Consider the following 23,465-nt stretch of genomic DNA (forward strand, 5'->3'; position numbering starts at 1 on the left):
TGTCGATGATTTCCCACGCAATGTCCCTCGCTGCGCGCGTTCGTCGACCCTCAAAACGACGCCACGCCCGTCAGGCGAACCGACGGGCGTGGCGGCAAAGCCTGGGTAAAAGCTTACGCTACGCGTTTGCGGCGCTTTTTCAAAAGTGGCAGGCCCAGCGACAGTAGCGCGATCAACAAAAGCGTTAGCGAGATCGGCTTGTCGATGAACGTCATCCAGTCGCCCCCGGAGATCTGTAGCGCCCGGCGCATGGACTCTTCCATGATATTGCCAAGAATCAGCGCCAGAATAAGCGGTGCCGCCGGGAAGCCGAACAGACGCATGCCCAGACCCAGCAGGCCAAAGCCGAGCAGCAAAAGCAGGTCGAATACGCTAAAGCTCATACCGTACACGCCGATCATGCAAAAGATCAGGATCAACGAGAGCAGCAGCGGCTTGGGCATATCCAGGATTTTGGCGATCAACGGAATCAGCGGCAGGTTGAGCACCAGCAGGAAGATATTACCTACGTACATACTCGCCACCACGCCCCAGAACACGTCCGGGCGCTGCTCGAGCATCATCGGCCCCGGGGTCACTCCCATCACCAGAAGCGCGCCCAGCAGTACCGCCGTGGTACCAGAACCTGGCACACCCAGCGTCAGAAGCGGCACGAAAGAACCGGTACAGGCGGCGTTGTTTGCCGCTTCCGGGGCCGCTACGCCCTTGATGTTGCCCTTGCCGAAGGTATCACCATCTTTAGCGATGCGCTTTTCCAGGCCGTAACCCAGAAACGAGCCGATGGTCGCGCCGGCACCGGGCAGTACGCCGGTGAAAAAGCCCAGTACCGAACCACGGCCTACGGGTCCGGCAATCTGTTTGACCTCGGAGCGGCTCAGTTTCAGCGAGCCGATCGCGTTGCGCGGTGCTTCCTTGCCACCGCCGCCGCGCAGCAACATGTAGAACACTTCGGCGAGCGCGAAGATACCCAGCGCTACGACCAGAAAGTCGATACCATCGAGCAGGTTGATTGAGTTGAAGGTAAAGCGCTCGGTTCCGGTCTGCATGTCGATACCCACGATCGAGACCATGACCCCGACCACGGCGGCGATCAGCCCCTTGACCAGCGATTTATCGGAAAGCGACACCACGGCGGTCAGCCCCAGCACCATCAGCGCGAAGTACTCCGCCGGGCCAAAGCTCACCGCCACCTTGGAAAGTAGCGGCGCCACCAGCATCAGAAAGATGACCGAGACCGTGCCGCCCACGAACGACGAGTAGGCGGCAATGGCCAGCGCCTTGCCCGCCATTCCCTTTTTCGCCATCGGGTAGCCATCAAACGATGTGGCCACGGTGCCGGCGATACCCGGCGCATTGAGCAGGATAGACGACGTGGAGCCGCCGAAAATGGCGCCATAATAGACCCCGGCCATCAGGATCAGGCCCGAAGAGGGCTCCATGGCGAAGGTGATCGGAATCATCAGCGCCAGCGCGCTGATCGGCCCAAGGCCCGGCAACATGCCGATGATCGTGCCGGCAAACACACCGGCAAAAACGTAAGCGATATTGATCGGCTCCAGCGCGATGCCAAAGCCGTACATCAGATTGTTCAAGGCATCCATGGGAATGTTCCTCTAGAAGGCTAGCGTAATGAAGCGTATCGGTGAACGGGTCGACTACCTTAAAAAGGCAATACGCCGGTCGGCAGATAGACGTCCATTACTCGCGTCATGGTCAGATAAAGCGCCAACACTACGCCAAGCGATGTTGCCACGTTGATGGCATGTCGGCGGTAACCGTAGTACGCGGTCAGCCCCACACAAAGCAGTCCCGATGCCAGCACGAAACCCAGCGGCACCAGCAAGAGCGCGTAGGCCGCAATGGCAATGGCCGTGATCACGACGCGCGCCCAGGGGGTCAGCAGCAGCGGCCCGCGGGTTGCTTCGTCATCGATCTCGTCGGCCCCGGCAATGGTGCCCGGCTTTTCGAAAAACAAGAGAATCGACAGGAGTAAAAGCGTGCTCCCCAGCACTTTAGGAAACAGGTCGGAATCGACCGGACGCGGCAGAGGGAACGTCGGCACCTGCCAGGCCATGGCCAAGTAAGCCGCCGCAACGAGGGCCAGAATCACCCCTAGCCACTGGTTGGTATTGAGTTTAGTCATGGAAATTCTCCGAGCGCACGCACCGACCGTCACGGACAGGCGACCGCGCCAGCCTTGGGGCTGGCGGGGCGTATAGCCGCTGCGCTCCACGATAATGATTGACGTAGCCGTTATCAGCGTCGTTATGGGCGAACCAGCAAACGCTGGTTATTGACGCAGCAGCCCCAGGTCGCTCAGCACGCTGCTGAACTGCTCCTGCTGCTCGTCAAGGAAAGCGCCGAATTCTTCGCTATTCTGGTAGGCGTCGATCCAGCCGAGCTGGTCGCGCGCGGCTTGCCAGCCATCGGTTTCGAGCATCTCGGCGAACAGCTCCTCGTAGTAGGCCACCGCCTCTTCGGGCATGTCCGGAGCGCCCATCACGCCGCGCCAGATGTCGAAGGTGTAGTCGATGCCCTGCTCCTGGTAGGTCGGCACGTCCGCAAGGCCGCCTTCCAGGCGCTCCGGTGAAGAAACGCCCAGCGCCCTGAGCTGGCTGCCTTCGCCAAGCTGGCCGACGGACTCGCCGGCGCCGGTGATCACCGCTTCGATATGGCCACCCATCAGGTTGGTCATGGCGTCGCCGCCGCCGGAGAACGGAATATAGTTGATGCTTGCCGCATCGAGCCCGGCGGCCGCCGCCACGCCGGCCATGGAGATATGGTCCATCGAGCCCGGCGCGCTGCCACCACCCACGGAGAGCTGCGGGTTCTCCTTGAGCGCGTCGAACAGGTCGTTGACGGTCTGATACTCGGAGTCCGCAGTCACCAGAATGATCGAGTAGTCGGTGATCACCCGCGCGATCGGCGTGAAGTCGGTATGGTCATAGCGCGAGGCGCCAGCCAGCGGCACCAGAATCATCGGCGGGCTGGTGGCGAACAGCTTGTGTGGGTTGCCGGTATCACGCGCGACCTGCGCCCAGGCGACCGCGCCGCCGCCGCCGGGCACGTTGATCGCGGCGAAACTCTCATCGGCCAGGCCTTCTTGCTGGATAACGCGGGACATGGTGCGTACCAGCGTATCCCAACCGCCGCCCGGGTTGGCCGGGGCGATGAACTCGATCGACTTGCTCGGTGTCCACTCTTGCGCTTGGGCACTGGCGCTAGCGCCCACGAGCAACGCAGCGGGCATGGCCAGCAGGATGAGGCGTTTCAGGGAAGTGCTCATTGGCGTCTCCACTCATTTATGTGAGTTGTTATAACGTCGTTACGCTGCGGACGTTAGAAGACGGACGCTAGCCCAAACAAGTTTTTAGCTATAAACGGCAAAAAAGCCTTTCTGTGCATTTTGTTCATTATGTTCAAATCAGCAGCTAGCGAGGCTCGATCAGCCGATAGCGTCTCTCCGGACGCCCGACGTCGCCGTAACCCAGTTCCGCATCCACGCGCTTCTCGGCGACCATAAACTCGAGATAGCGCCGGGCAGTCGAACGGCTCGCCCCCAGCGAACGGGCCACCTGCATCGCCGTTTGTGCAGCGTTTTTCTCCGTCAGTACGTCGATTACCCGATCGAGAGTGAGCCGGTCAATGCCCTTGGGCAAACCGCTCGAGCCCGTCATCGGCGCTATCGGGTCAGGTTGCTGGCGCGCAAGTACCCGATCAAGCTCCTCCTGGCTCATTTCGCCTTGCTGGGCCAGCGCCCCGCGCTCGCGGCGAAAACGACTGAGCATCTGCGTCATGCGCGCGGCCTCGACGGGCTTGATCAGGTAATCGAACACGCCGCCGCGCAGCGCCTCGGCGATGGTGTCCATTTCACGGGCGGCGGTGATCATGACGATGTCCACCCGGGTATGGCGCTGGCGAATCGCCCATAGAAGCTCGAGCCCCTCCACGTCCGGCAGGTAGGCATCCAGCAGCACCAGATCCACCGCCTCGGCGCAGGTCGCTATTAGCGCCCTCGCCTCGGCGGCATTGCGCGCTACCCCCAAAACGCAAAAGCCATCGCTTTGCTCGATGAACGCCTTGTGAATGTCAGCAATGCGAAAGTCATCCTCGACAATCACGATGCCATACTGCCTGTCGTTCATCTCTCATCTCCCCTCTAGCCCGCGTACTCCGGTCTGTGTTGTTATCATGAATTGTTATCGTGAATGGTTATCGTGAATGGTTGCCGTGGGCCGTGTATGAAGAGCGGCTTGTGAGCGTGTTGCTTAATACGGCGATGAAGCAGGCGCCGCCCAGCTCGCTCTCATCGAGGGTGACCGTGCCATCGTGCTGGCGGCAAAGCCGCATCACCAGCGCAAGCCCGATGCCCTGGTGCTTGCCGCGCTTGGTCGAGAAGCCCTCCTCGAAAATGGCGCTGGCGTGCTCCGGTGCGACGCCGGCCCCGTTATCCTCGACTTCCACCAGCAGCTGATCGCCCAGGTCGGTGAAAAAGAGCCGTACCCTGGGCGCCTGCGCGTTTGGACCGTTCAAGGCGGCAAAAAAGGCGTTATCGAGCAGATTGCCCACCACGCTCATGATCACTTCCTGAACGCTTGGCGCCAGCGGCTGCGAAAGCGAGCTCTGCTCGTCGATCGTCAGTGTTACCCCCAGCTCCCGCGCCCGGGTCAGCTTGCCGAGTAACGTTCCGCTCAATACGGTGTCGGCCACGTGGCTCATCAGAAAGCTCATCTGCTTTTGCGCCCGCTCGCTCTCCTGGTGGATCAGCTTGAGCGCCTGCTCGACGCGCCCCAACTGCAAAAGCCCGGAAATGGTGTAGAGCTTGTTGGAAAACTCATGGGCCTGGGCGCGCAGCATATCCACGTCGCGACTCGCCTGAGTGAGCGCCTCGGAAAGATCGACGATCTCACGCCGACTGCGAAACGTGGCCACCGCGCCATCGACTTCGCCATCGTCGACGATCGGCACGCGGTTGACCACCACAGGATGATCGCCAAGCCACATCTGCTGGTCGAACTCCTGCTCACCGCGCTTCAACACCTCCAATAGCCGGGAGTTGGGCACGACGTCACGAATTGGCCGGCCCAACAGCACGTGATCGTCGGCAAGCCCCATCAGCCGGCGTGCTTGCTGATTCACCAGCGTGATCTGTCCTTCCCGATTAATCGCGAGAATTCCCTCATGGATGGACTGCAGGATCGCCTCTTTCTCCATGGCCAAGCGTGCGATCTCATAAGGCTCAAGCCCCAGAATGACTTTCTTGAGATGCTGCGAAAGCCAGTACGCCCCGGCGAAGCCAAGTACGATCATCAAGCCCACCAACGACCAGCCCAGAAGCGTATAACGCGCCGCATCCGCGGCAACACGATCGGCCAAAAAGCCCACCGAGACCAAACCAATGATGTTACCCTCCTCGTCCCGAATGGGGGTCTTGCCACGCATAGCGGTACCCAGCGTTCCGGTGGCCCGAGAGACATAGGACTGGCCATAGATCAGCGCCTGATCGTTGTCGCCACCGACCATCCTTTCGCCCAGCCGCTCGACCAGCGGATGCGAGTAGCGAATCGACTGAGCATTGCCCACCACGACATAGCGCGCGCCGGTTTCGTGGCGTACCTGCTCGGCCAGTGGCTGGATGATGCGAGACGGATCATCGGTATTGAAAGCGGCGACGATATTGGGCATCGCCGCCACGGTTTTCGCTACCGCTAGTGCGCGCTCGCCCATCTGCGCACTGACGATATCCGCCGTGCGGTGATTGAGGTATGAGCCCTGGGCCAGAAGCATACCGGCGAGCAGAAAGCCCACCAGCAGCATCACTTGCAAGCGAAAACTGCGTTTGTACCAGCGCCTGGTGGAGCGCGGGCGCTGACCGGGTTTCAGGTCAGCCAGCGAGCGGAGTCGGGAAATCGGCATAGGGGGAAATCGGCATAGAGGGAAATCGGCATGGAAAAGATCGACACAAAGGAACTCAACGTGCCCGGTGGCGTCATTATGGCACGCAGACCCGAGCCACGGTAATCTATGGCGCTATCGTGGGTGGTCCGCTTTGGTTGATTTCACACAAGAAGGTATCGTGCTTACTTTACTGAGAAGCAGTGTACTGGTGAGCTGGCCGCTGTTGGCCGGTGCGGCGCTGGCGAACCCGTTCTACGCCCCGCCGCCACCGGACGACGGTTCGCCGAACTTCACCGGCGACGCCGAGCTCGGCTTTACCCACCTTTCCGGCAATACCGACAGCCAGACGCTGATCGGCAAGACGCGGCTCACGTGGCTGACCGGGGATTTGACCCATTCGCTGCGCGGTGAGGTACGCAACGTCACCAAGGATGGCGAAACCAGCGCCGAGCAGTATCTGCTGGCCGGGCGTGAGCGTTACGACTTCAGCGGTCCGCACTATCTGTTTGGCTTCGCCCGTTGGGAAAAGGACCGCTTCGCGGGCTACGACCAGCAGCTGTCGGTCATTGGCGGCTACGGTCGCCAGCTTCTTACCGGCGAGCGCCATTCGCTGTCGCTCGAGGCGGGTCCGGGCTATCGCAACGACCGGCTACGCGAGCACGGTAACGAGCAGCTGGCGGTGGCCTACAGCGCCATGGCGTATCGTTTCGGGTTTTCCGAGGAGACCGAATTCGAGCAGGAGATGTCCGTCGAGTATACCGACCAGAACACGACGTCGCGCTCCTTCACCGCGCTGACCGCCCGCGTCAGCTCGCGCATTTCGATGCGCCTGTCTCATGAGATCAAGCACAACTCGCAGCCGCCGCCGGACGCCAGCGAGCGCACCGACAACACGACCAGTGCCTCGCTGCTCTATCGCTGGTAGCGGTGGGCCGCTTCACTACCCCCGGTGGGCCCAGCCGGTCATGCGCTTTTCGAGCACCGAGAAAAACTCGTACATCACCATCGCCATGGCGCTGATGACGATCAGTCCGGCGAACACCAGCCCCATGCGCATCTGCGAGCCGGCGCTCATCATCAGATAACCGATCCCCTGGTTCGAGGCCACGGTTTCCGAGACCACGGTGCCCACGAAGGCCAGCGTGATCGCGATCTTCAGCGAAGCGAAGAAGTAGGGCAACGAGCGCGGCAGCCCCACCTTCAACAGCACGTCCAGGCGCCGCGCACCAAGAACCCGCAGCACATCCTCCATTTCCGGCTCCAGCGTCGCAAGTCCCGTGGCCACGTTGACCACGATGGGGAAGAAGCAGATCAGAAACGCCGTCAGTATCGCCGGCACCGAACCGATGCCGAACCACACCACCAGAATCGGCACGAAGGCGACCTTGGGAATGGCGTTGAACCCTACCAATAGCGGGTAGCAGGCGTTGTAGAGAAAGCGCGACGAGCCGATGATAAAGCCCAGCACCAGCCCCACCGCCACCCCAAGGCCGAAGCCGATCAGCGTGGTCCAGAAGGTCTGCCAGGAGTGGCGGCCGATGGGTCCGGCGTAGGTGATCAGCGCCTGAAAGGTGTCCAGCGCGCTTGGGAAGATGAAGCTCGGCACGGCGAAAAGGCGCACCGCCGCCTCCCAGATCAACACCAGCGCCGCGAGGGCGATCCAGGGCGCGAGGCGCTCAAGGGTTTTACTCGGTTGTTTCATGGAATGCCCTTTTAGCCTTCGCGCACGTCGCCGATCCGGGCGCGCAGCGCGTGGACCAGGTCGATGAAGGGTTTCTCGTAAGTGGACTCGATCGAGCGCGGGCGCGAAAGCTCGATCGACCGCTTTTCGATCACCCGGCCCGGGCGCGCGCTCATCACGTAGACGGTATCGGCGAGAAACGCCGCCTCGCGCAGGTCGTGGGTCACCAGCACCACGGTGAAGCGCTGCACCTGCCACAGATCGCGCAGCACGCACCACAGCTCCTCGCGGGTGAAGGCGTCGAGCGCGCCGAAGGGCTCGTCGAGCATCAAAAGCCTGGGCCGGTGAATCAGCGCCCGACAGATCGAGGCGCGCTGCTGCATGCCGCCGGAGAGCTGCCACGGATATTTGTCTTCGTAGCCGGCCAGCCCCACGGTGTCCAGCAGCTCACGCGCCCAGCCGACGAACTCCTCGCGGCGGCGGCGAAACTCGCGCCGGTAGGGCTCGACAATCTCCAGCGGCAACAGCACGTTGTCGAGGGTGGTGCGCCAGGGCAGCAGGTTGGCGTTCTGAAACGCCATGCCCGAGATCTTGAGCGGCCCGGTCACGGTGTGACCATCGACGCTCACCGTGCCGTGGCTTGGGGCTTTGAGCCCGGTGCAGAGCTTCATGAAGGTCGACTTGCCGCAGCCGGACGGCCCGACGAAGGCGACGAACTCGCCTTGTGCAATCGACAGATCGATACCTTCGATGGCGTTGGTCTGCCCATCATACGAGAGCGCGACCTCCTCGAAGTCGACGAACGCCGAGGCCATCAGGGCGCCTCCGGCAGCAGGCGTTCCTCCACCGGCGGCAGAAACCGCGCGGTGAACACCTGCTCGGCCGTGGGCACCGTCGGTAGCTCGAAGACCTCGGCGACCAGCGCGATCGCCTGCTCGAGACGCGCCTCGTCCACTCCGCCCACGCCGTGCTCGCGGGTGTAGGGAGTGTCCACCACGCTATCGAGGGCGAGTTCGAGGCGGCGCGTTTCCATGGCGGTATCGATCAAACCGTCGCGCTCGGCTACGAAGGCCACCGCCGCCGCCGGGTCGGCAAAGGTCTCCTTCAACGCGCGGTTGAAGGCGCGCAGAAAGCCCTCTACCGCTTCCGGGTGCGCCTCGGCGAAGGCGTCGCTTGCGATGATGGCGTTGCCGTAGAGCGGCACGCCGTACTCGGGAAACGCCATGATGGTCAGCGCGTCTTCCCCCAGTCCTCGCTCCTCCAGATTGAGCAGGCTGGTGAAGGAGAAGCCGGTAATGGCGTCCACGTCGCCGCGCGCCAGAAGCGTCTCGCGCAGGGTCGGGTCGACGTTCTGCCACTCCACCGCATCGGCCGCCAGGCCATTGGCGGCAGCGAAGGCGGGCCAGGCACGGTAGCCGGTATCGAAGGCGGGCGCAGCAATGCGCTTACCGGCGAGATCCGCCGGGGTCTCGATGCCCCGATCCTTGCGGGCGAGCACCGCCGCCGGCGTACCGTCGTAGAGCACGTAGACGCCGCTGACCCCGGGGGCGTCCGGGTTCTCGGCCAGAAACTCCACCACCGCGTTGAGATCGCCAAAACCCATCTCGTAGGCGCCGGAGGCAACCCGGTTGATCGCCCCGGCGGAGCCACTGCCGGAGTCGATCTGGACGTCCAGCCCCTCCTCGGCGAAGTAGCCCTTCTGCTGGGCCATCAGAAACGGCGCGGACGGCCCCTCGAAGCGCCAGTCGAGCTGAAAGCGGATCGGCGTATCGGCCAGGGCGGCGGCCGGCACCAGCGCTACCGCGCCCGCCAGCAGCGCGCCCGCGTATCGTCCAAAGCGCTGTGATGTTGTGTCGAACGTACCGGCAACATGAGCCATGAAGAGCACCTTGTATACAAATGAAGATGCTCGATGCGTTGCAGCAACGCTGCCAGTCGCCGTTAATGTCATTTAATTCATGGGCTTACGAAAGAGCCAAAATAGCCAAAAGCTCAGCGGCGCTCCATGATGGTGCGTCTTGACAAATCCTGCGCACCAATGAAAAACATATTAGACTTTTGTCTAGTCGGCTTGTATACTGAACACTGTTTCCTGTCCTCGCGCCATTTCCCCAATGGCGCTTTTTTTTACCCGCGATTTACGCACTGACGCGACTTCATTCTCGTCCCACCAAAGGTGTTCTTCTTGATGAATTCATCGGACCAAGACGGTGAAAGCCGCAGTCGTTCAACGCTCGGCGACCCCGTTGTACTAACGCTAAGCATCGGTTTTATCGTCGCTTTTCTCGCACTCTCGTTTTATGACCTGAACCTGGTCGCCGACTCGATCGCCACGGGCTTCGCCTGGAGCGCGCTGATGTTCGGCACCTACTTCCAGTTTCTCATGCTGGTGACCTTTTTCATCGCCATCGGGCTTGTGCTCTCGCCAGCGGGCAAGGCCAAAATCGGCGGTCTGGATGCACCAGAATTGAGCACGTTCAAGTGGATATCGATCATCCTGTGTACGCTGCTGGCCGGGGGCGGGGTGTTTTTCGCCGCCGGTGAGCCGATCTACCACTTCGTCAACGTGCCGCCGGCCTTCGATACCGACCCCGGCGTGCCCGCGGCGGTGCCCGGCGCGCTGGCCCAGTCGTTCACCCACTGGGGGTTCGTCGGCTGGGCGATTCTGGGCTCGCTGACCGCGATCGTGCTGGCCCACGCCCACTACGTGAAAGGTCAGCCCTTACAGCCGCGTACCCTGCTCTACCCGGTGCTGGGCGAGCGCCTGTTGCGCGGCCCGCTCGGCGGGCTGATCGACTCCTGCTGCGTGATCGCGGTCGTCGCCGGTACCGTGGGGCCGATCGGCTTTCTGGCCACCCAGGTCGGCTACGGGCTGCACGATCTGTTCGGGCTGCCCAATAACTTCCTTACTCGCCTTTTAGTGCTCGTTGCGCTCGGCGTGGTGTACGTGCTGTCGTCGGTCAGCGGCGTACAAAAGGGCATGCAGCTTCTCAGCCGCTTCAACGTCATGCTGGCGCTCGCCATCGGCGCTATTATCTTCGTCTTCGGCCCGACGCTGTTTCTCTTCAACAGCTACTTCACCGGCATGGGCACGTACCTGGGCGAGTTCTTCACCATGGTCACCATGACCGCCGAGACCGCGCCCGCCGAATGGATGCAGTGGTGGATCGTGTTCTTCTACGCCTGGTTCATCGCCTTTGCGCCGCTGATGGCGATCTTCGTCGCGCGTATTTCCCGCGGGCGCACCATTCGCGAGATGATCGTGGCGGTGTCGGTCATCGCGCCGATCGCCACCACGGTGTGGTTCACCCTGCTCGGCGGCTCGGGTATCTACTACCAGCTGACCGGCGCCATCGACCTGAGCGAAGCGCTGACCAACTTCCAGTTCGATATCGCCACGCTCACCGTCGCCCAGGCCCTGCCCGGCGGCACCTGGATGGCGCTGGCAGTGCTGCTGCTCACGACTATCTTCGTTGCCACCACCGGCGACTCGATGAGCTACTCGATCGCCATGGTCGGCGCCGGCCACGACGAACCCAGCCGCTTTTTGCGCGCCTTCTGGGGCGTAATCATGGCGATCATGGCCGCGGTGCTGCTGACCATGCGCGAAGGCCAGATCGCCGCACTCCAGCAGTTCATCGTCATCACCGCCGTGCCGGTCTCGCTGTTTCTACTGCCATCGCTGTGGAACGGCCCCCAAGCGGCGTTTGCGATGGCGCGGGAGCAGGGCATTATCGAGTAGTCCTAGTCATGTCGTCGGGGTTTTACCGGGCGCTTTTTTCATGGGGCGCTCGGTAAGCCGTTTTTTTGCCCCCCACCATCGTCACTGCTCCATAGCGCTGCGGCCTTGACGTCAATCAGTCGTTATTGCCCGACAGGGACAGGCATTTCTGCCTCAGTCCAGGCGCTCGCGAATCCACTCTATGAAGGCGTTCACCTTGTAGAGCTCGGCCATGTGTTCGGGATACGCCATATAGTAGGCATCGCTACTTTTTAGCTTGAACGGCCAAGCAATCACCAGCTTGCCCTCCTCTATCTCCTTCTGTGCCAGAAACCCGGGCACCAACGCGACGCCGCATCCTGCTTCGGCCGCGCACAGCGCCATGTAAAAGGTATCGAACCGCGGACCATGATAGCTGTGCTCGGTATAGAGCGACTGCGCTTCAAACCATTCGTGCCACGCTTCCGGGCGAGTCGATACTTGCAACAACACCAGGTCGGTCAGGTCCAGAGGTGTTCGGATATTCCGTCGGCTCAACGTGGAAGGCGCACAAACGGGCACGATCTCTTCATGCAGTAGCTCCACGCACTCAGCTTTGGGCCAAGCGCCGTGACCGAAAAAAAAAGCCACATCGATGCGCTCATGCTGCATATCAAACGGCTCGGAGCGGTTTGAAATATTCAGGTTGATGGAGGGGTGCTTATGGCGAAAACCGTTCAAACGAGGTATTAGCCAACGCGCGCCGAAGGTCGGCAGCGTCGCAACGTTGAGTACGTCAGAGGCCACCCCGTAAGACTGCATGTAGCGCGTCGACATCTCTACCTGCGCCAGAATCTTACGCGCTTCCCCGAGATACACGGCGCCCTCTGGCGTCAAGTGCAAGCGCTTTTTGACCCTGCGAAACAGGGGGTGTAAGAGCGTCGCCTCCAGCTGCGCCACCTGCTTGCTGACGGCGCTCTGAGTCAGGCTCAACTCGTCAGCGGCGCGGGTGAAACTCAGGTGCCTGGCAGCCGTTTCAAAACAGTTCAGCGCCATCAGAGAAGGTAAGTGGTTACGCCGCATGGGATCTCCGTAAATGAAAAAAAGGAATGATGTTCTTCCCATTCATCGTTTGTGCGCCTGCCTTTAGCGTCGCGATACTGCGTTCACACCCGTTTTGAACACACAATGCGAGGAAAAAGAATGGTTCATTCTCTTATGGAAAAATTGGGCGTGGCAAGCGACGCGTATCAGGGAGGCGAGCTTTCGGTGACCACTCCCATTGATGGTAGCGAGATCGGCCGCTTGAAAATCGCCTCCCAAAGCGACACCGACACCGCCATTGCGCGCTCGGTCGCGGCTTTCGAGCAGTGGAAGAAAGTACCTGCGCCCCGCCGTGGTGAGCTGGTTCGCCTGTTTGGCGAGCAGCTACGCGCACACAAGGAGTCGCTGGGAGAGTTGGTGACCCGGGAGTGCGGTAAGATCCTTCAGGAAGGGCTGGGCGAAGTTCAGGAGATGATCGATATTTGCGACCTCGCCGTCGGTCAATCGCGTCAGTTGTTTGGCTTGACCATCGCCTCCGAGCGCCCTGGCCACCACATGCGTGAGAGCTGGCATCCACTGGGGCCCATCGGTCTTATCACCGCCTTCAACTTCCCGGTCGCCCCCTGGGCTTGGAACGCGGCGCTGGCGCTGGTATGCGGCAATAGCCTGTTGTGGAAGCCCTCCGAGAAAACGCCGCTGACTGCTCTTGCCTGTCAGGCGCTGCTGGATCGCGCCATCGAGCAGTTCGGCGACGAAGCGCCTGCGCATCTTAGTCAGGTCATCATTGGAGAGCGTGCTGCGGGTGAACAGCTGGTCGACGATTCGCGCGTAGCGCTCATCAGCGCGACCGGCAGTACTCGCATGGGCCGTGAAGTCGGACCTAGCGTTGCTGCTCGCTTCGGACGCAGTATCCTGGAACTGGGTGGCAACAATGCCATGATTCTGGCTCCCAGCGCCGATCTCGATATGGCTATCCGCGCCATTCTGTTCTCCGCGGTCGGCACCGCCGGGCAGCGCTGCACCACCCTGCGCCGCCTCTTCGTGCATGAGTCGCTCAAGGACGAAGTACTGACCCGACTCAAGAAGTCCTATAGCGGTGTCACGCTTGGCAATCCGCTTGAAGGCCATCTGGTAGGGCCTCTCATCGATCATCAAGCGTTCGATGCGATGCAGAGCGTTCTTTCCAAGGCGCGCGAGCACGGCGCGAACGTTTTTGGCGGCGATCGCGTGGCCATTGCCGACTGTGACGAAGGCTATTACGTGAACCCGGCGATCGTCGAGCTGGAAGAGCAGAACGCCCTGGTCAAGCACGAAACCTTCGCGCCGATTCTCTACGTCATGACCTATAAGACGCTGGAAGAAGCGATCGATAAGAACAACGATGTGCCCCAAGGGCTCTCATCGTGCATCTTCACCACCGACGTTCGCGAAGCCGAGACGTTCGTTTCAGCGGTCGGTAGCGATTGCGGCATTGCCAACGTCAATATCGGCCCGAGTGGCGCCGAAATCGGGGGTGCCTTCGGTGGCGAGAAAGAAACCGGCGGTGGTCGCGAATCCGGTTCGGATGTCTGGAAAAGCTATATGCGCCGCCAGACCAACACAGTAAACTACTCGACAGAGCTTCCTTTGGCCCAGGGTATCAAATTCGATTGATTTAACTCGATATTTTTTAACCAATAACAAACCAAAGAAGCTGCGCCACTCATAACAATATAGCGAATTCATCTGGAGTAGCATCATGAAAAAGACAGCCTTGGCCGCCTGCGTGACCTCTCTCGGTATCGGTACTTTGCTTTCCCCGGCCCTGTATGCAGACCAAAACTGGGACATGGCCATCGCCTATCCCTCCAGCAACTATCATTCGGAGATTGCTCAGCAGTTCGCAGATCAGGTACGCGAAAACACCAACGGCGATATCACCATAACGCTACATACCAATGGTTCGCTTTATAGTGGTGAAAGGATCTATCCCAGTACTCGCAGGGGGCTGGTCCAGATCGGTGAACGCCTGATTGCCGCGCTTGAAAACGAGGACCCCCTCTTTGGGCTCGATAGTTTGCCTTTCCTTGCCACGACGTTCGAAGACTCGAAAGCGCTTTATGTAGCGTCAAAGCCCGAACTCGAAAGCAAACTCGAGTCGGATGGATTGAAACTCTTGTACAGTTTCGCGTGGCCGCCTCAGGGTATCTATACCAATAAGCAAGTAGATAGTATCGCTGACTTTCGCGGAGTGAAGTTTAGGGCTTACAGCCCCACCACAGAAAGAGTCGCGGAACTCATGGGCGCCGTCCCCACGTCGGTGGAAGCAGCGGATGTTCCTCAGGCATTTGCAACTGGCGTTGCGGAAGCGATGTTCTCCTCAGGCTCAACGGGGTACGACTCAAGGCTCTGGGAACATATCGACTACTGGTACGACACCCAAGCTTGGCTACCTCGCGGCATGGTATTCATCAATCGCGATTATTGGGAAGAGCTGACACCGGAACAGCAGGAGACCATCGAAAGCGCTGCCCAAATGGCCGAAGAGGCGGGCTGGGCTCGCGCTGAAGAGCTAGCCGACTGGTACAAGGAGCAACTTCAAGCCGAAGGGATGGAGATTATTGAGCCGGACGAAAACCTGATGAGCGAGTTCAATGACTTGGGACAGCAGCTCATCGCGGAATGGATCGAAGAAACCGGCACTGTGGGAGAGAACATTATAAATACCTACCGGTCGCAAGCAAACGAGTAACGTATAAGGGGTCACGCAAGTGACCCTTTTTCTCACTGTCGCTCCACTTTATCAGGTAGGATCAGCATGAAAAAACCAGGCCTTAACGAAAGCCTAAACAAGGTATATGGGGTATTTGCCTACCTTGGTGCTTCGTGCATTGTCATCATGGCAGCCTTGACCATCACCAGTATTATCGCACGCTTTTTCGATATCTATATTTCCGGGTTAGCGCATTTGGCCGGTTACTTCATGGCGGTCGGCAACTGTCTTGCCTTGGCATATACGTTAAGAAAAGGGGCGCATATCAGAATTGAAATACTGATATCGAGACTATCAACAAGCAAGCGGTTGATATTCGATAAGGCGGCGATAGCCATTTCACTTTTTATCGCATCCTACTTGGCTTATTACATGTTTAAAATCTCCTACTATGCTTGGGACTTTCAGGAAGTCAGCGCGGGTGCACGGTACGTCAAGGTATGGGTGCCGCAGTTCTTCTCCGCCTGTGGCGTGATGCTTCTGGCGATATCCTTGGCACATACCCTTTTTGACAAGAATTTTTATGCCAAGCCGGATCTGACAAGTTAAAGAGACACCTTTATGAACGAAGTCATATTGATATCCATTTTTGTCGCCTCGATACTCCTCCTGCTCGGCGGCGGCGTATGGGTAGGTATCAGCCTTGTTGCAGCCTCTATTATAGGAATGGAGCTATTTACCAACAGGCCTACCGGTGATGCGATCGCCATGGCAATCTGGGATTCTATATCGTCATGGAACCTAACGTCCCTACCGCTTTTTATACTGATGGGAGAGATACTTTTAAGAACTAAGCTGTCGGAGCTACTTTTCAAGGGTCTCTCCCCCTGGACAAAGAATCTTCCCGGCGGTCTGGTCCATATCAACGTGGTTGGCTCGACGTTCTTTGCTGCGATTTCAGGGTCCTCGGCGGCCACCGCCGCCATCGTGGGCAAGATGTCGATTCCGGAGCTCAAACGGCGCAACTATCCTGACTCGATCGTTATCGGCACTCTGGCGGGCGCCAGTACGCTGGGGCTGCTGATTCCACCTTCGATCGCCTTGATCGTTTATGGCGTTACCGTCAACGAGTCGATCTCCAAACTGTTCATTGCAGGTATCGCTCCAGGGATCATGCTGGCGCTGATGTTTATGCTCTATATCGTTCTATATTCGATCTTTAAAAAAGAGCGCTATGAACAGGTTATCTCGGACAGCGAAGGTAGTTGGAAAGCCAAGTTCAAGAGCATCAAGCTTTTATTCCCTGTCGTGGGCCTCATCGCCGCCGTTATTGGTTCGATCTATGTGGGTTTTGCAACGCCAACCGAGGCTGCCGTTTTGGGGGTCGTTGGTTCCATTGGTATTGCCCTGGTTCAAAAAACCCTGACCCGAGAGGCTTTCAAGGAATCACTCATTGGCACGATGAAGACCTCGAGCATGATCGCACTCATACTGCTAGGTGCCAAAGCCTTGACACTGGCCATGGGGTTTACCGGTCTTCCACGTATACTCGCGGAGAACATCGCCGACATGAACTTGACCCCCTTCTATCTCATCGCTGCCCTGACCGCGTTCTATATCATTCTGGGATGTTTTTTGGACGGCCTCTCATCGATCGTTCTCACCATGGCGGTGATTGATCCGATCGTCAGACAGGCAGGATTCGACATGATCTGGTTCGGGATATACCTGATCGTTGTGATCGAGATGGCGCAAATAACGCCTCCTGTAGGGTTCAATCTGTTCGTTCTCCAGTCCATGACAGATAAAGGCTTGGGATATATCGCCAAAGCGAGCATTCCCATGTTCCTGATCATGCTGCTGGGCGTTTTTATTCTCGTCGCCTTTCCGTCTATCGTCATGTTCTTGCCTAATAACATGTAGCGATGACAACGGTGGCCTCCTAAACCCAACGCTCACATTGCCCTTTGGAGCTCAGCGACAATGAATTCGACCATTGCCATTTCCGGTAACGCCCACCATAGCGAGTTTTCGGTAGGCATCATCATGCTCAAGACCTCCTTTCCCAGATTGAAAGGGGATATTGGTAATCCGGAAACCTTCCGCTACAAGGCTCAATATGAAGTCGTCGACTTGGCAACGGTCGATTCAGTCGTGACATCCAGCAAGATCGATGAGGCGGTTTTCGAGGGGATAGTCGCCGCGGCCAAGCGGCTGGAATGCCGCGGCGTGAAGGCAATCGCAACCTCCTGCGGTTTTCTCGCTCCTATTCAGGCTAGAATACAAGATCAAATAAAGACGCCGTTTGTTGCCAGCTCACTCAATATTATACCCCTGATGAATACCATCTTTGGTATCCACAACGACATCGGCATTCTGACATTCGATCAGAGCAAGCTCTCTCCACTACACTTTAATGGCCACTATCGCACTGGGCTGCATATTCAGGATATTGACAAAGAGGGAGCTTTCTACCAAGCGATCAAATTCGACAAAAGGGAACTATCCTACCAGGAGGCTGAAAATGACGTCTTGAACTCAGCTAAAAAACTGGTAGATAAGCATAAAAATCTCTCGTGCATTATTCTTGAGTGCACCAACTTATCGCCTTATAAAAACGAAATAAAAAGAATAACTCAAAAGCCCGTATTTGATATTGTGGAAATACTTGACTGGCTTTTCAAGGCAAGTAGTGATGGTTAGCCGCTCGCTTCTTGACATCACGCGGAATTAAAAAATCCCCATCGCATAGCCGTTTCGAGAACAAACGTAGTCTTGCCAAAAGCCGACCAATATCCTGCCTCAGGTTGGCAGCGGTTGGCACTCTGCTTCTCCTGGCCAGGCTACTCACCCTGTTCGGCGCTGCCCATTTGCGCCTGCACCATACTCAGTACTTCCTTGTATCGTCTATCAAACTTCCTGGATAGTACGATCGAAGAGGTCGATCGCGACACACCATCCATTTCTGCAATTTCATCGAGCATGGCATCCAGCTCTTCGAGGGTAGGGAGCTCGATGCTCATGAAGTAGTCGAAATCACCGTTAATGGCCAAGCACACTTTTACAGCGGGAAATTTATTCAGCTCTTCGACGACTTTTCTGCCTTTCTTCTGGTCAACCGCAATCATGACCAACGCCTGCACATTGCCTTCTGACGGGTTCTTGCTCAGCACGACCGAGTAACCCGTGATGACCCCACTCTTTTCAAGCCTATTGATCCGCTCATTGATGGTTGAGCGCGCAACGTTTAACCGCTTGGCAATACTCGACGTGGACTCTCTAGCATTGGCTTGCAACATGGCAACCAATTTTCTATCCACGTCATCCCTGAACCATTTTGACATTACGCCCCCTCATTTTGACGACAATAGACTGATATCCAACAAAACAGCGGCTTCTTTTCGTACAAACAGAATACCATAATCAAGGTTTCAGAAATAACATTCAGGGCAGGATACGTACCATGAATAAAGAAACCATTTCGGGTGCTGACGCATTAGTACTCATGTTAAAGAAGTTTGGCGTTAAGCATATTTTCGGTGTTTGTGGTGATACCAGTCTTCCTTTTTACGACAGCCTATGGAAGTTGGGTGACGGTATTACGCATATCCTTGCCAGGGACGAAAGAACCGCTGCCTACATGGCCGATGTATACGCACGGCTGACGCATCGCGTGGGCGTGGTCGAAGGCCCAAGCGGCGCTGGCGCGACCTACATGATTCCGGGTATTGCTGAAGCCAATGGAACCACCATTCCGGTGCTGGCGATTACCTCCGATATTCCTGTTGCCGGGCGTGACAAATACATCTTGACCGAATGCGACCAGGAAGCACTCTTCAAGCCCTTCACCAAGTATACCCGGGTCGCTGAAATTCCTGAAAACGTTCCCACCATTGTACGTCGCGCCTTCAATGCCATGACGTCAGGTACGCCAGGCACCGCTCACATTGGCCTTCCCTACGACGTCATGAAGAGCCAAATGGATAACGGTGATATCTGGGCTGAGGAGAAGTACAGCGTTTACCCGGCTCAAAGAGCTGTTCCCAACTCGATGGATATCCAGAGCGCCACGGATCTTATCGAGAGCAAACAGCGACCGGTCATCATTTGTGGCGGCGGTGTGCTTCACTCCCAAGCGGTAGCAGAACTCGAAATACTGGCCAAGCAAATCGGCGCGCCGGTGGGTACCACCATCTCGGCCAAGGGAACACTGGCCGAAACCCACCCTTTGTCACTGGGCACCATCGGTACGAACGGCTCTACCGCCGGCTCCAGAGAGGTCATCAGAGAGAGTGATCTGGTTATCTATATCGGTTGCCGGGTGGGATCGGTGACGAGCGAAAAGCGCACCAACCCGAATAACTTTGAGAAATCCATCCTGCATATCGATATCGACCCCGCCTGTATCGGTGCCAACTACAGCACCGATGTTGCGCTGGTCGGCGATGCAAGGGAAACCCTCAAACTACTGATCGACAAGTTGAAGTCCAATGGCACCTCTTTCAGCGATGAGTGGGGTACACGCTCTGCGGCGTCGGCCAAGACTCAGAAAAAAGAGCGCTTTGATCGCTACTCGGCATCAGATGAAGTGCCCATTCGCGGAGAGCGACTGGTTGCAGAGCTGCAGAAGGTGATCCCGGACGATGCCATCGTCGTCTCCGACCCCGGTACACCGACGCCCTTCTTGTGCGCTTTCTACGAGACCCAGCAGTCCAGACGGTCGTTCATTTTCCATCGCTACCATGGCGGTCTGGGGTTTGCCCTGCCTGGCGTCATTGGTGCGCACTACGCAGAAACGGGTCGAAAGCTGATCGGCATCATGGGGGATGGGAGCTTCGGTTTCTCATCGAGCGAGCTCGAAACCATTTGCCGCCTCAATATCCCCGCTACCTTGATCGTGTTGAACAATTCCGAATTTGGCTGGATCAAGGCGGGCCAGGACCGCTCTTACGGCGGTCGTTATTACAGCACGGATTTCTCGCAGACCAACCATGCCACCGTGGCCCAAGCCTACGGCATCAAGTCATGGAGTGTGCACGATCCCGCTGATATCGAAAGCACGGTGCGTGAAGCGCTGAGTCATGATGGGCCAACGTTGGTGGATATTCATACGATGAAACTCGAAGAGAGCGAAGTACCGGTCACGGCGTTCCTCGGTTAAACCGTCATTACACCGGGGCGAAATGCCCCGGTGCTGAAGGAGGCAATCATGTTGAAAAAAAGCAAACTTCCCTATGTCAGAGCTCAACGTCTCGTCAAAGGGGCAGTGCCCCAACCGGCATATCGCAGCGCTCTGACCGTAAAGTCCTCAAAAAAGAGAGAGAGTACCGGCGTTAGCTTTTCAAAACTGTACGAGTCATAACACTATGGAGGCAATCGTGGCCATCTCGAAGCTTTTCGTGCCAGCGTTCACGTTGACCACCGCTCAAAACGACAAGCCTTCAACTCTTCGACAGGAATCGAAGGCGTGTAGCGACATTCTTCTTATTGCCGCACCCTGCCATAGGAAGTGGGCCCTCTTTAGATCACACGCCGGCGCGATCGATCATATCGATACCCACTGGGTTCGAAACGCCGAGTTACAGCGCCAGATTTGTAAAGCCCTGACACATCGACTTTATGACGCCATTGTATTTTGCAGCGAGCCCTTGGCGCCCTGGATGGATCTTTCCCAGCAGGAAGCCAACGATGCAACCTCGCTGATAACGGCGTCTGGCTATACGATGGCGACGACTCATCCCGATCGAAAACGCGACACTGTTTGGCTAAGCGAAGCTTCATTGAAAGCGTGATGCCAGATAAGGGGCCGCCGGTACAAAAGACTCGCCCCCGCTCACCATGTCAGCAATCAATCGCCCCGTTGCCGGCCCGGTGCTGAACCCTATGTGCTGATGACCGCAGGCTACCCATAGGTTCTCTTTGCCGGGTACGGGGCCAATCGCGGGCAGTGAATCCGGAAGCGTCGGCCGACTACCGCGCCACGCCACTTTATCGATCTTCTTGTCGATATCCAGCGCCATCATGGCGGATTTGATCGCCCGGTCGATCTGGCTCTCGTTGCTGGGCTGATCCCGGTCATTGAGTTCACTGCCAGAGCTGACGCGGATGCCCATACTGGTCGGCGTCATGACATACCCCCCCTCGGCATCGAGGATTGGCCTTGAAATCCCGTTGTGATCGTTTCTTTCGAAGTGGTAGTGATAGCCACGCTCCAGAAACATCGGGAGCTTGAAGCCGACACTCTTCAGAATCTCCTGAGACCAGGGGCCAGCAGAGACCACGACCCGTTCAGCTTCGATACTCCCATGAGACGTACTGATGAGAAAGCCGCCTTCGACGTTTTTCACCTCCCGTACGCTTGCGTTCAACACCTCTCCGCCCCGCTCTTCGAAAAGCGTACCGTAACGCTCCACGACCTGGCCGGGATTGTCCACGGAGGCCGCATCCTCGATCAAAACGCCGTTGTAGAAGATATCCTTCAGGTGCGGCTCTAGGCGCTTTATTTCGGCGTCATCCACGACCCGGTACTTGACGCCAAACTGTGTCAATAACCGCCGCTCGAAAGCCGAGGCCTCGAAAGAGGCCTGACTTCTAAAGAGCTTTAAAAAGCCGGTCTTCCTCAAGTGTTGACTTGCCCCGGCAAGCGCCATCCACTTCTCGTGCTCGCCTAGAGAGTGAGAGATCAGCTGATCCAGCGCGTGCATGTTCGCCACCGCTTTCTTATCCAGCGAGTTGAGAAGAAACCTCGTGATCGAAAGGCTATTCTTCACCGCATAGGAGAGGTTATAGCGAATGGCGACATTCTGATTGCCAACATAGCGATACAGTTTCTTGATCAGCGCCGGGTTGTTCAGCGGTATGATCGAGCTGCGTGTGATGACGCCGGCATTTCCGTACGAGGTCTCACCGCCAATTCTGTTCTGTTCGATGATGGTGGGCGCATACCCTCTCTCCTGCAAGTTGAGCGCACAGGATACGCCTACCATTCCACCACCGATGATCACAATATCTCTCAAGACAGACCTCCCCTCACTCATAATGTCAGTGCAACATCTCGCCCCGCTGGATCAAGTATTGAAAAGCGCTTGGATCGAATGCGCTTCGCGGTCAGCATAGAGCTTTAATTCATCGCTCACCGTAGCGCCGAGAGCCGCTTCGAAGGCGTCCTGGTTGGCATTGCCCGCGTAGGCGTCGTTCTCGGCTCCGCCCAAGTTGGACTGAAAGATGCCGGCGGCGCTGACCGGTAGAAAGTCTTCATAGGTCATCGGGCTCGCCTCTACCAGGCCCTGCTCGATCAAGCGCTCGAGATCCGCTTCCCCGCCCTCAGGACGGCGCTCCTTCTGCGCTGAGCGATAGTGAAAATAGGCCAGCCCTTCTCGGCGCAGCGTCGTCTCGTCGTCAGGAAACGCCTCGAAGACTCGCGACATGACCTGTTGATGGGCCTCGCTCTCCTTGCCCGCGCTCTGCTTGCGCCCTTCGGCCAGCAGTTGATCGTAGAGTGCCCGCCCCTTGGGCGTCAGCGCCACGCCGCGCTGCTCGATCTCTCCAAAGCGAGCGGTGTGGGTACCTTGCGTGTCACCGGAAAAGCGGATTGCTTCTTCCAACGCTTTAAAACTGGTTTGGCGCAGCAAAATGGGGCATTCACGACGCGGCGGTCCTTCAATGACAGCTTTGGGGTTCATGCCCATCTCCGGCATGCGCCGCTGTACTTCGTCGATATCCAGCGTACGAGGCGTCAGGTGGTTGATATGCGGGCCACGGAAACACACTACATCGGCGATCAGGCGGTGCTCATCGTGCAGCGCCTGGTAGGTCTTCAGATCGACCGTCGACGCCTGATGCCAGCGGAAGGTCTCCAGTGCCGCCTCGACGAAGCGATCCGCCTCTTCGGCAGTCAGCCCGCCCTGACGCTCGAAGCGCTCGATCAGCTCGCGCGCCTCGGGTGCAAAGATGTCGCGCTGACTGAGGATCTCTTCGGCACGCTCACGCAGCGCCGCGCTTTCGATGAGCTCCAGACGCAAAAGCGAGGTAAAGACCCGGAACGGGTTGCGCGCCAGCGCCTCATCCTCGATAGGCCGAAACGCGGTGGAGTGAACCGGCACCCCCGCTTCGGACAGGTCATAATAGCCCACCGGGTACATGCCCATGACGGCAAACAGACGACGCAGCATGGCAAGCTCCTCGGCCGTGCCAACGCGTATCGCGCCATGACGCTCGACGCTCAGACGCTCGAGTTCGCCCTGGACTTCCAGCTGACGAAAGAGCGCGGGATTCTGATCGAGGGTCTCCTGATTCACCTGCGCGACCAGTTCAAGCAAGGTGCCGTACTGCGGCACCTCGGTCTGATACATCACCGACATCGCCTTCGAGAAGCGATCGCGCACATCATGGGTAGAAACAAAGGGTGTCTGGGTCATATCCTGGCTCTCACTGCGTGTTGTTGAAATATC

Annotated in this window: 21 protein-coding genes; 9 read left to right on the top strand and 12 right to left on the bottom strand. The window is 58.1% G+C overall.

What is annotated here, in order from left to right; translation table 11 throughout:
• Window positions 1-113: 113 nt before the first annotated feature.
• The 5 genes from ACGK9R_RS11435 to ACGK9R_RS11455 all read right to left on the bottom strand — a co-directional run bounded on the left by ACGK9R_RS11435 (window position 114) and on the right by ACGK9R_RS11455 (window position 5,916).
• Complete coding sequence (locus tag ACGK9R_RS11435; protein WP_394581338.1) at window positions 114-1,601, bottom strand: tripartite tricarboxylate transporter permease; 1,488 nt, start codon at window positions 1,599-1,601, stop codon at window positions 114-116.
• A 59-nt stretch (window positions 1,602-1,660) separates the two neighbouring features.
• Window positions 1,661-2,143, bottom strand: a complete 483-nt coding sequence (locus ACGK9R_RS11440; protein WP_394581340.1) for a tripartite tricarboxylate transporter TctB family protein — start codon at window positions 2,141-2,143, stop codon at window positions 1,661-1,663.
• Window positions 2,144-2,290: 147 nt separating this feature from the next.
• Window positions 2,291-3,286 carry a Bug family tripartite tricarboxylate transporter substrate binding protein gene (locus ACGK9R_RS11445; RefSeq protein ID WP_394581342.1) on the bottom strand — a complete coding sequence of 332 codons (996 nt, stop codon included), beginning with the start codon at window positions 3,284-3,286 and terminating at the stop codon, window positions 2,291-2,293.
• Between the two features lie 145 nt (window positions 3,287-3,431).
• Window positions 3,432-4,145: a response regulator gene (locus tag ACGK9R_RS11450; RefSeq protein WP_394581344.1), complete on the bottom strand. Its 714-nt coding sequence runs from the start codon at window positions 4,143-4,145 to the stop codon at window positions 3,432-3,434.
• 67 nt (window positions 4,146-4,212) lie between these two features.
• The gene (locus tag ACGK9R_RS11455; RefSeq protein ID WP_394581345.1) at window positions 4,213-5,916 is read right to left on the bottom strand and encodes an ATP-binding protein; all 1,704 of its coding nucleotides are present in this window, start codon (window positions 5,914-5,916) and stop codon (window positions 4,213-4,215) included.
• A 160-nt stretch (window positions 5,917-6,076) separates the two neighbouring features.
• Here ACGK9R_RS11455 and ACGK9R_RS11460 point away from each other — a divergent pair, with 160 nt between their 5' ends.
• Window positions 6,077-6,823, top strand: coding sequence for a YdiY family protein (locus ACGK9R_RS11460; protein ID WP_394581347.1), 747 nt, complete (start codon window positions 6,077-6,079; stop codon window positions 6,821-6,823).
• Between the two features lie 15 nt (window positions 6,824-6,838).
• On the opposite strand, the gene ACGK9R_RS11465 is transcribed toward ACGK9R_RS11460, so the two are convergent.
• From ACGK9R_RS11465 to ACGK9R_RS11475, 3 genes are read right to left on the bottom strand one after another with little or no spacing between them, the layout of a single operon-like run.
• Window positions 6,839-7,600 (bottom strand): ABC transporter permease, encoded by a 762-nt coding sequence (locus ACGK9R_RS11465; protein ID WP_394581349.1) that lies wholly within the window; start codon window positions 7,598-7,600, stop codon window positions 6,839-6,841.
• A gap of 11 nt (window positions 7,601-7,611) precedes the next feature.
• On the bottom strand, window positions 7,612-8,394 hold the full coding sequence (locus ACGK9R_RS11470) for an ABC transporter ATP-binding protein (RefSeq protein WP_394581351.1): 783 nt from the start codon (window positions 8,392-8,394) through the stop codon (window positions 7,612-7,614).
• Entirely contained in the window at window positions 8,394-9,458 is a 1,065-nt protein-coding gene (locus ACGK9R_RS11475; RefSeq protein ID WP_394581353.1) for an ABC transporter substrate-binding protein, read from the bottom strand. The genes ACGK9R_RS11470 and ACGK9R_RS11475 overlap by 1 nt, the downstream gene beginning before the upstream one ends.
• A gap of 309 nt (window positions 9,459-9,767) precedes the next feature.
• On the opposite strand from ACGK9R_RS11475, the gene ACGK9R_RS11480 reads away from it, so the two are divergent.
• Window positions 9,768-11,321 carry a BCCT family transporter gene (locus tag ACGK9R_RS11480; RefSeq protein ID WP_394581355.1) on the top strand — a complete coding sequence of 518 codons (1,554 nt, stop codon included), beginning with the start codon at window positions 9,768-9,770 and terminating at the stop codon, window positions 11,319-11,321.
• Window positions 11,322-11,474: 153 nt separating this feature from the next.
• Here the strand turns inward: ACGK9R_RS11480 and gcvA are convergent, their stop codons facing one another.
• Window positions 11,475-12,362, bottom strand: coding sequence for a transcriptional regulator GcvA (gcvA, locus tag ACGK9R_RS11485; RefSeq protein ID WP_394581357.1), 888 nt, complete (start codon window positions 12,360-12,362; stop codon window positions 11,475-11,477).
• 120 nt (window positions 12,363-12,482) lie between these two features.
• Between gcvA and ACGK9R_RS11490 the strand changes: the two genes are divergently transcribed.
• From ACGK9R_RS11490 to ACGK9R_RS11510, 5 genes are all read left to right on the top strand, one after another.
• Window positions 12,483-13,976 carry an aldehyde dehydrogenase family protein gene (locus ACGK9R_RS11490; protein WP_394581359.1) on the top strand — a complete coding sequence of 498 codons (1,494 nt, stop codon included), beginning with the start codon at window positions 12,483-12,485 and terminating at the stop codon, window positions 13,974-13,976.
• Window positions 13,977-14,061: 85 nt separating this feature from the next.
• The gene (locus tag ACGK9R_RS11495; RefSeq protein ID WP_394581361.1) at window positions 14,062-15,054 is read left to right on the top strand and encodes a TRAP transporter substrate-binding protein; all 993 of its coding nucleotides are present in this window, start codon (window positions 14,062-14,064) and stop codon (window positions 15,052-15,054) included.
• 66 nt (window positions 15,055-15,120) lie between these two features.
• Entirely contained in the window at window positions 15,121-15,624 is a 504-nt protein-coding gene (locus ACGK9R_RS11500; RefSeq protein WP_394581362.1) for a TRAP transporter small permease subunit, read from the top strand.
• A gap of 12 nt (window positions 15,625-15,636) precedes the next feature.
• Complete coding sequence (locus ACGK9R_RS11505) at window positions 15,637-16,938, top strand: TRAP transporter large permease (protein ID WP_394581364.1); 1,302 nt, start codon at window positions 15,637-15,639, stop codon at window positions 16,936-16,938.
• A 60-nt stretch (window positions 16,939-16,998) separates the two neighbouring features.
• Complete coding sequence (locus tag ACGK9R_RS11510; RefSeq protein WP_394581365.1) at window positions 16,999-17,718, top strand: hypothetical protein; 720 nt, start codon at window positions 16,999-17,001, stop codon at window positions 17,716-17,718.
• Window positions 17,719-17,858: 140 nt separating this feature from the next.
• Here the strand turns inward: ACGK9R_RS11510 and ACGK9R_RS11515 are convergent, their stop codons facing one another.
• Window positions 17,859-18,359 (bottom strand): Lrp/AsnC family transcriptional regulator, encoded by a 501-nt coding sequence (locus ACGK9R_RS11515; protein WP_394581366.1) that lies wholly within the window; start codon window positions 18,357-18,359, stop codon window positions 17,859-17,861.
• A gap of 119 nt (window positions 18,360-18,478) precedes the next feature.
• On the opposite strand from ACGK9R_RS11515, the gene ACGK9R_RS11520 reads away from it, so the two are divergent.
• Both ACGK9R_RS11520 and ACGK9R_RS11525 read left to right on the top strand, forming a co-directional pair.
• Window positions 18,479-20,176, top strand: coding sequence for a thiamine pyrophosphate-binding protein (locus tag ACGK9R_RS11520; RefSeq protein ID WP_394581368.1), 1,698 nt, complete (start codon window positions 18,479-18,481; stop codon window positions 20,174-20,176).
• Between the two features lie 217 nt (window positions 20,177-20,393).
• A complete protein-coding gene (locus tag ACGK9R_RS11525; RefSeq protein ID WP_394581370.1) occupies window positions 20,394-20,807 on the top strand; it encodes a hypothetical protein in 414 nt (137 codons plus the stop codon).
• On the opposite strand, the gene ACGK9R_RS11530 is transcribed toward ACGK9R_RS11525, so the two are convergent.
• Window positions 20,793-22,031, bottom strand: coding sequence for an NAD(P)/FAD-dependent oxidoreductase (locus tag ACGK9R_RS11530; RefSeq protein WP_394581372.1), 1,239 nt, complete (start codon window positions 22,029-22,031; stop codon window positions 20,793-20,795). The genes ACGK9R_RS11525 and ACGK9R_RS11530 overlap by 15 nt on opposite strands.
• A gap of 51 nt (window positions 22,032-22,082) precedes the next feature.
• The gene (locus ACGK9R_RS11535) at window positions 22,083-23,432 is read right to left on the bottom strand and encodes a VOC family protein (RefSeq protein WP_394581373.1); all 1,350 of its coding nucleotides are present in this window, start codon (window positions 23,430-23,432) and stop codon (window positions 22,083-22,085) included.
• Window positions 23,433-23,465: the final 33 nt, after the last annotated feature.

The organism is Halomonas sp. HNIBRBA4712 (genome assembly GCF_043558675.1).
In the GTDB taxonomy this organism is placed as follows: domain Bacteria; phylum Pseudomonadota; class Gammaproteobacteria; order Pseudomonadales; family Halomonadaceae; genus Vreelandella.

Excerpts from the sequence above, each read along its gene's own strand:
- ACGK9R_RS11435 (WP_394581338.1), bottom strand. The coding sequence starts at position 1,601 with ATGGATGCCTTGAACAATCTGATGTACGGCTTTGGCATCGCGCTGGAG.
- ACGK9R_RS11440 (WP_394581340.1), bottom strand. The coding sequence starts at position 2,143 with ATGACTAAACTCAATACCAACCAGTGGCTAGGGGTGATTCTGGCCCTC.
- ACGK9R_RS11445 (WP_394581342.1), bottom strand. The coding sequence starts at position 3,286 with ATGAGCACTTCCCTGAAACGCCTCATCCTGCTGGCCATGCCCGCTGCG.
- ACGK9R_RS11450 (WP_394581344.1), bottom strand. The coding sequence starts at position 4,145 with ATGAACGACAGGCAGTATGGCATCGTGATTGTCGAGGATGACTTTCGC.
- ACGK9R_RS11455 (WP_394581345.1), bottom strand. The coding sequence starts at position 5,916 with ATGCCGATTTCCCGACTCCGCTCGCTGGCTGACCTGAAACCCGGTCAG.
- ACGK9R_RS11465 (WP_394581349.1), bottom strand. The coding sequence starts at position 7,600 with ATGAAACAACCGAGTAAAACCCTTGAGCGCCTCGCGCCCTGGATCGCC.
- ACGK9R_RS11470 (WP_394581351.1), bottom strand. The coding sequence starts at position 8,394 with ATGGCCTCGGCGTTCGTCGACTTCGAGGAGGTCGCGCTCTCGTATGAT.
- ACGK9R_RS11475 (WP_394581353.1), bottom strand. The coding sequence starts at position 9,458 with ATGGCTCATGTTGCCGGTACGTTCGACACAACATCACAGCGCTTTGGA.
- ACGK9R_RS11480 (WP_394581355.1), top strand. The coding sequence starts at position 9,768 with ATGAATTCATCGGACCAAGACGGTGAAAGCCGCAGTCGTTCAACGCTC.
- gcvA (WP_394581357.1), bottom strand. The coding sequence starts at position 12,362 with ATGCGGCGTAACCACTTACCTTCTCTGATGGCGCTGAACTGTTTTGAA.
- ACGK9R_RS11490 (WP_394581359.1), top strand. The coding sequence starts at position 12,483 with ATGGTTCATTCTCTTATGGAAAAATTGGGCGTGGCAAGCGACGCGTAT.
- ACGK9R_RS11495 (WP_394581361.1), top strand. The coding sequence starts at position 14,062 with ATGAAAAAGACAGCCTTGGCCGCCTGCGTGACCTCTCTCGGTATCGGT.
- ACGK9R_RS11500 (WP_394581362.1), top strand. The coding sequence starts at position 15,121 with ATGAAAAAACCAGGCCTTAACGAAAGCCTAAACAAGGTATATGGGGTA.
- ACGK9R_RS11505 (WP_394581364.1), top strand. The coding sequence starts at position 15,637 with ATGAACGAAGTCATATTGATATCCATTTTTGTCGCCTCGATACTCCTC.
- ACGK9R_RS11510 (WP_394581365.1), top strand. The coding sequence starts at position 16,999 with ATGAATTCGACCATTGCCATTTCCGGTAACGCCCACCATAGCGAGTTT.
- ACGK9R_RS11515 (WP_394581366.1), bottom strand. The coding sequence starts at position 18,359 with ATGTCAAAATGGTTCAGGGATGACGTGGATAGAAAATTGGTTGCCATG.
- ACGK9R_RS11520 (WP_394581368.1), top strand. The coding sequence starts at position 18,479 with ATGAATAAAGAAACCATTTCGGGTGCTGACGCATTAGTACTCATGTTA.
- ACGK9R_RS11535 (WP_394581373.1), bottom strand. The coding sequence starts at position 23,432 with ATGACCCAGACACCCTTTGTTTCTACCCATGATGTGCGCGATCGCTTC.